Here is a 12538-nt window from a genome sequence, read left to right as displayed (position 1 = left end):
GTCTTGTCTATCCGCGAAGAGGTGTTGTGTGCGGGCGAACGGAAGCCGGCGGCATTGCCCAGGGCTCAGGACCGGGGCATGCCGCGCCGCCAGTCGCTGGGGGATTCGCCGAAGGCGTCCCGGAAGGTACGGCTGAAGTGGGCGGCATCCACGAAGCTCCAGCGTGCGGCCACGGCCCCCACCGGCAGGCCGGCCAGCAGCGGATCCCGCAGCTCGCGGCGTGCCCCTTCCAGCCGCCGGGTCCGGATCCAGCTCGCCACGGTGGTTCCCGATTCATGGAAGACGTTGTGCAGGTGCCTTGTGGAGATGAAGTGGGCCGCCGCGATCGACGCGGGCGAGAGCAACGGATCGGCCAGATTGGCTTCGATGAATTCGCGGACGGAGGCCGCCAGGAGGACCTGCGGCCTCATCCGGTCCGGGGCCATGTCCAGTTCTGAATGCAGCATCGTGGAGACGAGATCGAGGGCGTTCGTGGCGAGGCGGGAGCCGCTGGGGCCGCTCAGCGCATCCAGGTTCTCCGCCAGGCGGGAGATGAACGGGCCGACGATCCCGGCGAGGCTTCCGTCCGCCGCCATCCGCACCGCCGAAAGCTGCGCGATGCAGTCCGCCGGCAGGGACAGCGCATCCCAGGGGAACATCACCACCATGAGCCGGGCGTTCCCCTCAAAGGCGAGCGTGTAGGGGCGGCTGGTGTCGTAGATGGAGAGGTCGCCGGGGCGCAGCAGGGCCTCGCGGTTGTCCTGGACGAGGAGTCCGGTGCCCTGCAGTTGGAGATTGAGCTTGAAGTAGCGCTGGTTGGACTGGGCAATCAGCGCCGGCGTGCGGTGGACTTCATGGCCCGTGGAGGACACTTCGACGATCGCCATGCGGTCCAGCCTGCGGGCGCGCATCCGGCCGCGGAAGTTGTCCGGATCCTTGCTTGAGGCGCTCAGCGGAACGAAGGACTCCGCGATGAGGTGCCTCCAATGCTCGAAGGAGGCTGCCGTGCTGGTGCGGATGTCCTGTCCGGCGGGACTGGACGTTGGGAGGGCTGCAACTGCGGTCATCGAGGATCCTGACGCCGTCGTATTCGGGGACTGTGTCATGGGACACATTCTCTTCAGGGTAGCGCCGCACTCCGCCGATGTCATCTTTTTTCGACGACCGGCGAAAAAAGAATTATCCGCGAGCCTGGCAGCCCAGCAGGGTCAGGAAGCCCTCCAGCTGCTCGTTCAGCCCGAGCTCCACCTGTCCTTCCGGGGCGAGCGCCGCGGCAATCTGCGCGCCGAGGAGGAAGTTGAGCAGCTGCCCGGCCAGGGCGGCGTCGTCGACGGCGGTGGTGACGGCACCGGTCCGCCGCGCCTCCGCAAGATGCCGCCGCATCGCGGCGAGCCATTGCTGCATCGAATCCCGGTGGATCCGGGCTTTGCCGGGATCGTTGATGGCTTTTTGCCAGAACGGAATGACAATCCGGGCCTCGCTGATCCGCTCCTCATCCAGGGGCAGCACCTCGACGCAGAATGCCCTCAGGGCCGCGAGTCCGGCCTGCCCGGCGGTGACCTGCGCGATGCGCTCGTTGGTGCGGTTGAAGACGTGCCCGAACGCGAAGGTCAGCAGGTCATCCTTTGTGGGAAAGTACGGCTTGAGGGCGCCGTTCGCAAAGCCGGCCTCGAGTGCGATCTCCCGCATGGTGGCGCTTTCAATGCCGAGCCGGGCGATGGTCCGCCACGTCGCATCGACGAGTTCCAGCCGCCGCTGATGGTGGTCGACAATCTTTGGCACCGTGCAGCTCCCCAAAATTTCTATGCGTCGGACTCTTGTGGCACAGCTTACATTTCCGTATTCTCTACAACTATAGAAAATAAAGTTCTGACCCGCCAGGATCACCGAACGAAGGCCGCCATGATGCCCGCACAAACTGACTCCCGTACCTCGTACAGCCCGTACAGCCTAGCCACAGATGCCGAAATCACGGCAGTCCAGGGCATCTTGCGAACCGCCGGCCTGCTGGGCGAGACCAAACGCGTCGCCTATTTGGGCCTGGTGGACCCCGCCAGGAATGCTGCGGCGGGGAACGAGGACCGCCGGTTCAGGGTCTTCCTCCACGACGTATCCGGAGGGCGCCCGGCGGACGTGACCGTCTCGGTTTCCGGCGGCGCGGTGGTTTCCGTCGTCGAACTGGACACGGCCGAGACCGGCGAGCTCCCTGTCCTGGAGGAGGAGTTCGACGTCGTCGAACAGCTCCTGGCCTCGGACGAGCGGTGGCTCAAGGCCTTGGCCGGCCGGGGTCTGGACGTCAGCAAGGTACGCGTCGCACCCCTGTCCGCCGGGGTCTTCGAGTACTCGGAGGAGAAGGGCCGCCGGATTCTGCGTGGCCTGGCCTTCGTGCAGGATTTTCCGGAGGACAGCGCCTGGGCGCACCCCGTGGACGGTCTCGTAGCGTACGTGGACGTCGTCGCCAAGACGGTGACCCAGGTGCTGGACACCGGCGCCGTTCCGGTTCCCGCCGAACACGGCAACTACACGGATCCGGAGCTCACAGGCCCGCTGCGCACCACGCAGAAACCCATCAACATCACCCAGCCGGAGGGGCCCAGCTTCACCGTCAGCGGCGGGAACCACATCGAGTGGGAAAAGTGGAGCGTCGACGTCGGGTTCGACGTCCGCGAAGGCGTGGTGCTCCACAACCTCGCGTTCCGGGACGGCGACCGGCTGCGGCCCGTCATCAACCGGGCGTCCATCGCCGAAATGGTGGTCCCGTACGGGGATCCGTCGCCGATCCGGTCCTGGCAGAACTACTTCGACACCGGCGAATACCTCGTGGGCCAGTACGCCAACTCCCTGGAACTTGGCTGCGACTGCCTCGGCGACATCACCTACCTCAGCCCCGTCATCAGCGACGTCTTCGGCAACCCGCGCGAGATCCGCAACGGCATCTGCATGCACGAGGAAGATTGGGGGATCCTGGCCAAGCACAGCGACCTCTGGACGGGCATCAACTACACCCGCCGCAACCGCCGCCTGGTGATCTCCTTCTTTACCACCATCGGCAACTACGACTACGGCTTCTACTGGTACCTCTACCTTGACGGCACCATCGAATTCGAGGCCAAGGCCACCGGCGTCGTCTTCACGAGCGCCTACCCGGAGGGCGGATCAGCCAACATCTCCCAGCTCGCCCCCGGTCTGGGCGCCCCCTACCACCAGCACCTGTTCAGTGCCCGCCTGGACATGGCGATCGACGGCTTCACCAACCGGGTCGAGGAAGAAGATGTGGTCCGGCAGGCGATCGGCGAAGGCAACGAACGCGGCAACGCCTTCTCCCGGAAACGCACGGTGATCGCCCGCGAATCCGAGGGCATCCGTGAGGCCGACGCCCGCAACGGCCGGACCTGGGTCATCTCCAACCCGGAATCACGCAACCGCCTCGGCGAGCCCGTGGCCTACAAGCTGCACGCCGAAGGGCAGCCCACCCTGCTGGCGGACCCGGAGTCCTCCATCGCCCGGCGCGCCGCCTTTGCCACCAAGGACCTCTGGGTCACCCGCTACGCGGCGGACGAGATGTACCCAACGGGCGACTTCGTGAACCAGCACGCCGGTGGAGCCGGGCTGCCGCAGTACGTGGCGCAGGACCGCGACCTGGACGGCCAGGACATCGTTCTCTGGCACACATTCGGCCTGACCCACTTCCCCCGGCCCGAGGACTGGCCCATCATGCCGGTGGACACGGCCGGCTTTAAGCTCCGGCCCGAGGGTTTCTTTGACCGCAGCCCCGTGCTGGATGTGCCCGCGAACGCTCAGCAGTCCGCCGGTTGCCATGGCGATGGCGACGCCGGCGGCCATTGCCACAGCTAGTCCGACGCCGTGAGTGTCGCCCTCAAGTCCGGCCGCGTGTCCGGCGTCGCCGGCAACGTCTTCCATTCCCGGATCTGCGCCGTCATGACGGCGGCGTCGTGCCTCGCGCACCTGTGGCTGGTCGGCGGGAACCAGCATGGGACGTGGCTGAATCTGCTCATGCTCGCCATGGTGGCGGTGTGCCTGCCGTGTGCCGTGCACATCTGGCGCCGGGGACGGGACTGCGATCCGCGCCGGGCCAGCGCCCCACACCGGGTGATGGCCTCGGCGCTGGTGATGACCGGGGTGCACGCCGTCCTGCTCCTCGGCAACCGGCCCGGCGCGGGTGGTCACACCCACCCTGGCGCCGCTGCCGCAGCGGCCGGCGCGGCGCCGTCCGGTTCCGGGGCGCTGCTGGCGGTGATTGCGCTGGAAATAACGACGGCGCTGCTCGCCGCGACGCTCCTGGCCCGGCTCCGGACCCAGCCGCGCGGCTAAATCCGGGCCGGGGACCAGGTCCGGGGCCGCGGGTCAGTCGTTGAACAGCCCGGCCAGGTCCTCCGCAGTCAGTGCCCCGCCCGAAAGCGCGTCGCCGGCCATGACGTCCGCGAACAACTGGGACTTCTTGGCCTTGAGCGCCATGACCTTCTCCTCGATGGTGTCCTTCGCGACCAGACGGTAGACCATCACGTTGCGTGACTGGCCGATCCGGTGCGTGCGGTCCACGGCCTGCGCTTCCGAGGCCGGGTTCCACCACGGGTCCAGCAGGAACACATAGTCCGCCTCTGTCAGGTTCAGGCCGAAGCCGCCGGCCTTGAGGCTGATCAGGAAGACCGGCGCCGCGCCGTCCTTGAATTCGTTGACGACGTCGGTCCGGTTGCGGGTGCTGCCGTCGAGGTAGCAGAACTCGATGTTTTCCGCGATCAGCCGCTCCCGGACCTTGCCGAGGAACCCGGTGAACTGGCTGAAGATCAGTGCGCGGTGGCCTTCCGCGACCAGGTCCTGCAACTGCTCGAACAACACGTCGAGCTTGCTTGAGCGCACCCCTGATAGGGACGGGTCGATCAGCGACGGGTCGAGGCTGAGCTGGCGTAACAGGGTCAGCGACTGGAAAATCGTGAAGCGGTTCTTGTTGACGTCCTCGATCAGGCCCAGGATCTTCTGGCGCTCGCGCTGCAAATGCGTCTGGTAGACCTTCTGGTGCCTCGGGTTCAGCACCACTTCGAGGATCTGTTCCTGCTTGGGCGGCAGGTCGTGAATGACCTGCTCCTTGGTGCGGCGCATCATGAGCGGACGGACCCGGCGCCGAAGCTTGTCCAGCTGCGCCCGGTCCCCGTTCTTCTCGACCGGCTTCTGGTAGTACTCGGCGAATCGTTTAGGGCTGGAGAAGAGCCCCGGGGCCACGATCGAGGTCAGTGCCCAGAACTCCATCAGGTTGTTCTCCAGCGGCGTGCCGGTGATCGCCAGCTTGAAGCCGGCGGGCAGCTTACGGGCGCACTGGTAGGCCTTGGACTGATGGTTCTTCACGAATTGCGCCTCGTCCAGCACCAGGGACGCCCAGGCCTGCGAGGCATAGGCCTCGTAGTCGATCCGGAACAGCGCGTAAGAGGTGATCACGACGTCGGCCCCTGCCATCGCCTCGGCCGGTACCGAACCGCTCTTGGCGAACGTCTCGGTGATCGCCCGGACCTCCAGGCCCGGCGCGAAGCGTGCGGACTCGGCCTGCCAGTTCCCCACCACGCTGGTGGGGGCTACGACCAAAAAAGGGGCCCCTCCGGGGGCGCCGCCGGCCGCGTCCTTGGCGGCGCAGATCAGCGCCAGCGCCTGGACGGTCTTGCCCAGGCCCATGTCATCGGCCAAGACCCCGCCCAGCCCGTGGCGGTAGAGGAAGCTCAGCCAGTTGAAACCTTCGAGCTGGTAGGGGCGCAGCTCGGCGTTGAGCGATGCCGGGAGCGGAAGGCCGTTGCTGCCGCCCTCCAGCAGACCGCCCACCGCTTCCCGCCAGGCAGCGGCCTGCTGGTCCACGATGCCCAGCTGGGCCAGCTCGTCCCAGAGCCCGGCTTGGAACCGGCTGATCTGCAGCGGCGCGTCCTTTCCCTGGTTGTCCTGCAGGATGCGGGCTTCGTCGATCAGGGCACGCAGTTGGTGCAGCTCGGGCAGGTCCAGGGAAAAGTAGGCGCCGCTGGGCAGCAGCATGCGGGTCTGCCCGGCGGCAAGGGCGGAGAACAAGGCCGCGAAGGAAACAGGCTGGCCCTCCAGCGTGATGACGATGCCGAGGTCGAACCAGTCCCGGCTGTCGGTGGCCTTGGTGGAGATCGCGACCACCGGCGCTTCCTCGGCCTCGCGGTAGTCGGCCATGTCGCCGGCTGTGTCCACCGAGACGTCCGGAAGGTCGCGGAGCCGGGGCAGGACCTCCTCGGTAAAGGCCAGGGTGTCCAGGCCGCTGAGCTCCGCGGACGCCGCCAGTCGCGGCGTGCCCCAGCCTCCGGTCGCTGATTCGCCGAGCTTCGGCACAACGTCCCACGGCTGGCCGACGGTCTCCAGGATGCGGGCCTCGGCGGCGTCGTCCCGGTAGCCATGGTCGCCGGGGTGCCGCCACAGGGGTTGGGCCGTGACCAGGGTGCCGGACTTGTAGTGCCACTCCCAGTGCAGCCGGACCCGGTGGTCGGCGCCGTAATTGGCGAGCACGGAGAGGGTCGGCACCGCCAGGGCGGGCAGCTCGACGGAGTCGTCGGAGGCGGTCACCCGGGCGGTCTGCTTGAGCTTGGGATAGAACCCGGTCAGGAACCGGCCCTCGTCCCGCGCCGGAATGTGCAGGGTGGTGCCGGCGGTCACGAAGGTCAGGAGTTCATCGCTCAGGCCGCCTTCCAGCGGCGCCAGGGTGATCACGGCGTCAGCCGGGGCCACGCCCGGGAGCGCGTCCGCGTCCGAGCTCACGAAAATCCCGTGGGCGGGGTGGCCGATCGTTCCGACCGAGGCCGGGTCGACCAGCGCGCCGTCCACGGTGATGCTCGGCGCGAGCGCCAGCCCGCCGTCGCCGGCCGCCTCAGCGCCGAGCCGGGTGAGGTTGAGTCCGACGGCGGCCGGCTCGCCAGCGAGCCGGACCGGTTCGTTGCCCCGCCCGTGGACCAGGGCCAGGCCGATCTTCCCGGCGTCGGCCAGCAGGCTCCACAGGTTCTTGCCGGCGTAGGTGTTCAGCCCCAGCCACGGCGCGGTGCCGGCGTGCTGGCGGTTCGCCAGCGCGGTGTGCGAGGCGAGGAACTCCTGCATCCACTCCACGTGGGCTTCGTTGCATTCGCGCCGGTAGTTCAGGTAGCTCAGGGTGTTCCAGGAAACGTCGCCCCGGATCCATTTGCCCTTGGCGCCCATGATGACGGGCCGGGCCTTCAACTGGCGCACGCTGCGCAGCGGATCCCGGCGCCCGGTGTAGGAGAAGTGCGGGGCCGGCTCCTCGAGCTCGAACTGCAACGCCAGCGGGACGCCGTTGGTGGACTTCGTAATGCCTGGCCGGGCCAGCAGCGGGCTGAGGGCCTGCTCCCAGTCGGGCAGGTCGTGCCCGGCGGCCTGGCGCGACAGCCGGGAGGATTCCGCCGGCGCGAGCAGCTGAACGCGGATTGCCGGGTTATCCTCGGCGGCAAAGAGCAGGGCGGCGACGTGCTTGCAATCCTTCCGGACCGGGCAGCTGCAGACGCCGACGGTGCAGCTCCAGCCGCCGCCCTTGCGGACCAGCTTCGCCGTCGTCGAATACGGCAGCGGCGCGCCGCCGCGGACCTTTCCCAGCATGAGACCGGTGCCGGCGTCGAAGGACATCCCGGAAACCCGGCTGCCCATGGCATAGGCCAGTCCGGCCGCCAGGGAACGGTCGTTAATCGCGGGGGTCTGTATTGCCAGTGCCGCACTCTCGTCCGGATGGGATGGCATGTGGGCACTACTTTCAGCGGTTGGTCATCTGATCCATCTTAGCCAGCCCGGCGGGGCCCGGAAACTTCGCCTGACGTTCACTTTCCGCTCAGACCGTCCGGGGCGGGGCGGCCCTACCGTGGAGGGGAACGGAGCACCGCCCGCCACCACCGTGAGGATTCCCATGAGCAGCAGCCTGACCTCGAGCCCGACCGCCACCGAACACGCCCCGGTCCTGACCCAGAAGAGCCTGCACGGCGGCAACGTGGACGTCGTGGACGCCAATGTGGACGTGGTCAACGCCATGTACGCGGAATTGCTGGACGCGGACGAAATTGCGCCGAACGCGCTGCGCAGCTACTACGTGGACTTCTACCTCACGCAGGCGCTTGGCGGCGGCTTCGCCCAGTACGTTTTCACCCTGCCGGAGCGCGAGGAGATCGACAATTACGTCCGCGAAGGACTGGCCGGGATGGGCGCCACCGCGCACCTGGACCTCTTCAACCGCAGCGTGGCAGCCTTCGATTCGCTCTCGGACGAGGAAGCCGATGCCTACCTCGACGGAGACGCCGAGCTGGGTTTCGACGACGACGCCGACGGTGCCGGGGTTAGCGAGGCCGAGGCGCCGGAGGCGGTCCGGCTGCTGGAGCAACTGGATGACGCGTTTGAGTCACTGCTGGAAACCGAAGACATCGTCGCGCTCAATGCGGCGTGGCTCCGCAGCCAGCCGGATCTGCTGGTCCTGGACGCGGATGAACTCGACCGGCACATCCACGAACGGGTGTCCCGGATCCCCAACCTGGCGGAGCGCCAGGCCGAGGCAGCCGAAGAGGAACTCCGGAGCGCCCCCGAGTTTGAACTGATCATCCGGGAACTGTGCGAGGTGGCCGGCCAGGCCCTGGTGCAGATCACCATGGGCGACCCGAACTACGACCACAACGGCGAGCGGGTCCTGGCGTGGCATTTCACCACGGACCAGGGCGAGTTCCTGATGGTGGAGGATGACGAGGAGGCCTACATGATCCACCCGGAGACACGGGAAATCGTCGCCGCCGTCGAATTCGAGTTCGACGCCGACGCCGACGACGACTTCTAGTAGCCCCCGACGGCGGCAGGCTTGAGCATGTCGCCGGCCGGGTCCACCAGATACCAGACGCCGCCGACGCCTTGGCCGGCGATGTCACCGGGGGCCTTGTCCTTGGCGAAGTGATACACCGGCATGCCGTTGATGGTCAGCTGCTTCTTTCCGTCCGGGGTCGTGATGGTGCCGAGCTTGGCGGTGACGCCCTCCGCCGCGGGTACTGCAGCGCCGGTGAGGACCGCCGGCCACGCAGCGGCGCACGCCCCGGTGCAGGCGCTCGTGCCGGCGTCCTTCTTGTCCTGGCCGAAGACGTAGACGCTCATGCCCCGGGCATCCACGATCGCCTGCCCGGCCGTGGTCGCGGCGGTCTTGAGGTCCGCGGCCTGCGCGGGCGCTGCGGAGCCGCTGGTGTCCGGTGCCGACGCCATCGGCGCGGACGAGGCGGGCGCAACGGAGGCGGAGGATTGCGACGCCGGGGGAGGGGACGCCGTCGTCGTTGTCCCGCTGCCCCCAGCGCAGCCGGAAACGACGACGGCGAGGGCAAAGGCGGACAGTGTGGCGCCGAAGTACTTACTCATTGTTGGCTCCTTGGCTGGATGCCGGCCATCTCGCTGTCCGGCTAGCTGATACGACGCCGCCGGGTGAAGAATGGTTCACAGGCGGACCGTTGAACTTTTGCGTCACCGTGTACGTCCTAGTGGGCAGCAGGACCAGGCCCAGGAGGTGCCGCATGCCACTGGATGAAGACGTGGTCGCCGCGATCTACCGCGACCACGGGACGGCCTTGCGGCGATTCGTCCTGGGTGCCTGTCACGACCCGCAGGTGGCGGACGACGTCGTACAGGAAACGGTGCTGCGAGTGTGGCAGCAGGCGCCGCAGATCACCGGCAGCCTGCGCAGCTACCTGTTCCGGACGGCCCGGAACATCATGATCGATAATTACCGCAAGGCCCAGCGACGCCCGCACGAAGCCGCGGAACGCGAAGTGGCCGACCCTGCCGGGGGCGTCGAACGGATCGATGAACTGCTCAACAGGGTCCTGATGGAGGAGGCCCTGCTGCGCCTCAGCGCCGAGCATCGGGACGTGCTGGTGGCCCTCCACTACCGCCGACTCACCGTCCGGGAGGCTTCGGTGCAGTTGAACATTCCTGCCGGCACGGTGAAGTCCCGGGCCTTTTACGCCGTCCGGGCCCTGCGGACCATCCTCGACGAAATGGGGGTGCAGCGGTGAGCGGAACAGAACTCCACCAGCTGCTCGGCGCATACCTGCTCGGTGGCCTGGAGCCGGAGGAGGCCGCGGCGTTCGACCGGCATCTGTCCGACTGCCGGGTCTGCCGGGCCGAGCTCGACGAACTCGCCAGCCTGCCCGCGCTGCTCGACGCTGTCCCGGTGACCGACGCCGTGGCTCTGACCAAACCCGCGACGCCCGCAGCGCCGGGACCGTTGCCTCGCGGGCTGCTGGCCGCACTGGCGGCGCGACGCCGCCGGGGCCGGCTGCTGTGGTCGGCGGCTGTTGCAGCGGTTGCCGCGGCCTGCCTGGCGCTTGGCGTCCTGGCCGGCCCGCTGCTGGCGCAACACGCCGGGCCGGATGCCAGCTACTCGGTTGCAGCCGCCAACGGACCGCAGTTCACCGTGAACCTCGTGAAGAAGACGTGGGGCACCGAGCTGGCCGTCGACGGAAACAGCATGCCGGTGGACGGCACCCTCTCGCTCTGGGTCAAAGGCCGCGACGGCGTGGAGGACCGGGCGTGCGCGTGGACCGCGACCCCGAGCGGCAAGGTGCGCATCACCGGTGCCACCCCGCTGCAATTGGCCAGCATCGGCAGCATCGAGATGCGCAATAGCCGGCAGCAGACCGTAGCCGTCATCACGGTTCCGCACGCGTAGCGGCGGCTCCCCGGCATCTGGTCTGACTCTGGGGCGGGCCGCTACATCCGGGCGAGTCGGGCCCGGACGGCCATGAAGATGCCGTAGCAGATCAGGCCCGCGCCGACGGCGGCCAGCATGTAGATACCCAGCGGCTGCTCGCGCAACGCCCTAAGCCCGCCATCGAGCCCGGTTGACTCCGCCGGGTCGGCTTTCACGGTGGCAATGACGATCAGCAGCCCGGTCAGCAACAGGGCCACGCCCTTGGCGGCGTACCCGGCAATCCCGGTGGCGGTAACCGCGGTGCGGGCCTGCTCGTTCGACGGCATCCGCAGGTACTTGATGAACGACTTCCTGAAACCCCGGATGGCATAGGCCACCCCGGTGACGGAGACCGCAGCGCCGACCAGGAACAGCAGGAAGGTGCCCCCGGGCGCCTTCATCAGCTGCAGCGTGAGGTCGCTCGTGGAACGGCGCTGGTCCGACTCGGCACCGATGGCAACGGACGCCAGCGTCAGCGCAAACCCGGTGTACACCACGGCCTGCAGGGCGGCCTTGAGCTTCTTGCCGACCTTCTTCTTCGTCGGCAGGTGCTCGAAATCGAAGACGGCATCGCTGGTCTGCCAGATGGCCAGGGCCACGCAGGCAGCAAAGGCGCTCCAGAGCAGGACGGGGGCGGCCGGTTGCGCGGCCAGTTCCGCGACGGCGCCGCTGAAGTCGGCCCGACCTTGCCCGCCCATGGCCAACCGGATGGCGACGAGTCCGATCAGGAAGTGCAGCACGCCGGACACCGCGAACCCGGCGCGGGCCGCGATTTCGAGCGGCTTGGAATTGGTGACGTCCTCGGCGACTTCCGCGACGTCCTTGAGTTGCTTTTTAATGGTCCGTCCTCGCGTCGTGGACCTCGTCCGCCCGGGGCTGTTCCTCGCGGCGCCGGTAGCAGAGATCGAAAATCAGCCGGCCGGCGTCGTGCGCCTTGTTCTCGAAGCTGGTCAAAATCCGCCCCTCAAACCTGGGCGCCCAGCCCCCGACGTGGTCGACACCTTCGTTGGGGCCGGTATGTTCGGTGCTGACCGGCGCGCGGCCCTCCTTCACCGGAGCGCCGCCCACCAGGGACTCCACGCCGGACTCCCAGACCTGCGTCAGCGGGCTGTCGCCGCCGCTGCGCTCGCCCTCATACATGTTCTCAAAGTCGGCCGAGCCGGCGAGGACCTCGCGGACGTGCACCGCGTAGTTGGACCAGTCGGTCGCGATCCGCCAGCGGCCGCCGGGCTTGAGCGCCCGGGCTGCGAGGTCCGCGAAGGTCGGCTGGATGAGCCGCCGCTTGTGATGCCGCGACTTGTGCCAGGGATCCGGGAAAAAGACCCACAGCTCGGTGACCGAACCCTTGGGCAGCATGGTGGCCAGCACCTCCGGGGCGTTGGCCTCCACCACCCGGACGTTGCTCAGGCCGCGGCTGTTGATCTTGATGAGGGTGTTGGCCAGGCCCGGCGTGTAAACCTCCACGGCCAAGAAGTCCGTGTCCGGATTCTGCTCGGCAGCATGGCAGACGGCGTCGCCGAGCCCTGACCCGATCTCCACGACCAACGGAGCCTTCCGGCCGAACTCCGCCTCGGCGTCGAACACGTAATCGGGGTGCACGGAGGTGTTCGCGATGTGCCGCGGGACCTCGACCGCCCACCGCTCCGCATGATCTTCCCACGCGGCCTGGCGCCGGCCCTGCAGACGGGTGCCGCGGCGCACGAAGCTGACCGGCCGCCCGCCGTAGGTGCCGAAGGACGCCTGGCTGCCGGGCGTGACCGCGCGGGGGGACTGCGGCGGGTGGGGGGATTCTGGGGCTTCACTCATCACCTCCAGAATAGTGGAGTTCGCGGGCGG

Annotated in this window: 11 protein-coding genes; 5 read left to right on the top strand and 6 right to left on the bottom strand. The window is 68.1% G+C overall.

Annotated elements, in window-relative coordinates; translation table 11 throughout:
• Positions 1-65 precede the first annotated feature (65 nt).
• Complete coding sequence (locus AC1DGI_RS10370; protein ID WP_476898731.1) at positions 66-1046, bottom strand: AraC-like ligand-binding domain-containing protein; 981 nt, start codon at positions 1044-1046, stop codon at positions 66-68.
• A 112-nt stretch (positions 1047-1158) separates the two neighbouring features.
• On the bottom strand, positions 1159-1761 hold the full coding sequence (locus tag AC1DGI_RS10365) for a TetR/AcrR family transcriptional regulator (RefSeq protein ID WP_476898730.1): 603 nt from the start codon (positions 1759-1761) through the stop codon (positions 1159-1161).
• Between the two features lie 120 nt (positions 1762-1881).
• Between AC1DGI_RS10365 and AC1DGI_RS10360 the strand changes: the two genes are divergently transcribed.
• Together AC1DGI_RS10360 and AC1DGI_RS10355 are read left to right on the top strand one after the other, a co-directional pair.
• Complete coding sequence (locus AC1DGI_RS10360) at positions 1882-3834, top strand: primary-amine oxidase (protein ID WP_476898729.1); 1953 nt, start codon at positions 1882-1884, stop codon at positions 3832-3834.
• A gap of 9 nt (positions 3835-3843) precedes the next feature.
• Positions 3844-4311, top strand: coding sequence for a hypothetical protein (locus AC1DGI_RS10355; RefSeq protein ID WP_476898728.1), 468 nt, complete (start codon positions 3844-3846; stop codon positions 4309-4311).
• Between the two features lie 33 nt (positions 4312-4344).
• On the opposite strand, the gene AC1DGI_RS10350 is transcribed toward AC1DGI_RS10355, so the two are convergent.
• On the bottom strand, positions 4345-7734 hold the full coding sequence (locus AC1DGI_RS10350; RefSeq protein WP_476898727.1) for a DEAD/DEAH box helicase: 3390 nt from the start codon (positions 7732-7734) through the stop codon (positions 4345-4347).
• Positions 7735-7897: 163 nt separating this feature from the next.
• Between AC1DGI_RS10350 and AC1DGI_RS10345 the strand changes: the two genes are divergently transcribed.
• Positions 7898-8809, top strand: coding sequence for a DMP19 family protein (locus AC1DGI_RS10345; RefSeq protein ID WP_476898726.1), 912 nt, complete (start codon positions 7898-7900; stop codon positions 8807-8809).
• On the opposite strand, the gene AC1DGI_RS10340 is transcribed toward AC1DGI_RS10345, so the two are convergent.
• The gene (locus AC1DGI_RS10340) at positions 8806-9372 is read right to left on the bottom strand and encodes a COG4315 family predicted lipoprotein (RefSeq protein ID WP_476898725.1); all 567 of its coding nucleotides are present in this window, start codon (positions 9370-9372) and stop codon (positions 8806-8808) included. The two genes, AC1DGI_RS10345 and AC1DGI_RS10340, sit on opposite strands and share 4 nt — an antisense overlap.
• Positions 9373-9524: 152 nt before the next feature.
• Here AC1DGI_RS10340 and AC1DGI_RS10335 point away from each other — a divergent pair, with 152 nt between their 5' ends.
• Positions 9525-10025 (top strand): sigma-70 family RNA polymerase sigma factor, encoded by a 501-nt coding sequence (locus AC1DGI_RS10335; protein WP_476898724.1) that lies wholly within the window; start codon positions 9525-9527, stop codon positions 10023-10025.
• Complete coding sequence (locus tag AC1DGI_RS10330; RefSeq protein ID WP_476898723.1) at positions 10022-10681, top strand: anti-sigma factor family protein; 660 nt, start codon at positions 10022-10024, stop codon at positions 10679-10681. The genes AC1DGI_RS10335 and AC1DGI_RS10330 overlap by 4 nt, the downstream gene beginning before the upstream one ends.
• A 41-nt stretch (positions 10682-10722) precedes the next feature.
• Here AC1DGI_RS10330 and AC1DGI_RS10325 read toward each other — a convergent pair whose 3' ends face one another.
• Both AC1DGI_RS10325 and trmB read right to left on the bottom strand, forming a co-directional pair.
• The gene (locus AC1DGI_RS10325) at positions 10723-11541 is read right to left on the bottom strand and encodes a DUF1206 domain-containing protein (protein ID WP_441401440.1); all 819 of its coding nucleotides are present in this window, start codon (positions 11539-11541) and stop codon (positions 10723-10725) included.
• Complete coding sequence (gene trmB, locus AC1DGI_RS10320; protein WP_476898722.1) at positions 11537-12508, bottom strand: tRNA (guanosine(46)-N7)-methyltransferase TrmB; 972 nt, start codon at positions 12506-12508, stop codon at positions 11537-11539. The genes AC1DGI_RS10325 and trmB overlap by 5 nt, the downstream gene beginning before the upstream one ends.
• Between the last annotated feature and the right edge of the window lie 30 nt (positions 12509-12538).

The sequence above is a fragment of the Arthrobacter sp. 05N428_2 genome (assembly GCF_056397065.1).
This window is presented reverse-complemented; position numbering and strand designations above follow the sequence as displayed.